1 protein-coding gene is annotated in these 551 nt (G+C 34.5%); it reads left to right on the top strand.

Going from position 1 to position 551, the window contains the following annotated elements; translation table 11 throughout:
- A partial coding sequence (locus tag HT719_RS11255; RefSeq protein WP_172929244.1) for a restriction endonuclease subunit S occupies window positions 1-551 on the top strand: 551 nt, incomplete at both ends.

Here is a 551-nt window from a genome sequence, read left to right as displayed (position 1 = left end):
GAGCTCGTCAAATCCCGATTTAACGAGATGTTTGGGGATTTTTATACTACATTATTCCCCAAATATAAAATAGGTGAAAAATTTGAAGTTTCTAGTGGAAGTACACCATCAAGAGATAATAAATTATATTGGGATAGCGGAACGATTAATTGGGTAAAAACAACTGAGGTAATAAATAGAGAAATTACGGAAACTGAGGAAAAAATCACAAAATTTGCTTTAGAAAATACATCTCTTAAACTTTTTCCAGTTGATACAATATTAATTGCTATGTATGGTCAAGGACAAACAAGAGGAAGAAGTGCAATCCTCAAAGTTGAATCTACTAGCAACCAAGCATGTGGGGCTATATTTCCAAATAAAATAGACAATCCAGTTTTTATTTGGCATCAATTAATGCTAAGGTATAGCGAATTACGAGAACTTGGACGAGGAGGAAATCAACCTAATTTAAACGGTCAACTGATTAAAAATTTTGAACTGATTTTCCCCCCTCTAGCCCTCCAAAATGAGTTCGCAGACTTTGTAGCCCAGGTCGACAAATCACAATT

Origin of the sequence: Streptococcus sp. k-378 (assembly GCF_013277505.1) — a bacterium.
GTDB classification, from domain to species: domain Bacteria; phylum Bacillota; class Bacilli; order Lactobacillales; family Streptococcaceae; genus Streptococcus; species Streptococcus pseudopneumoniae.
This window is presented reverse-complemented; position numbering and strand designations above follow the sequence as displayed.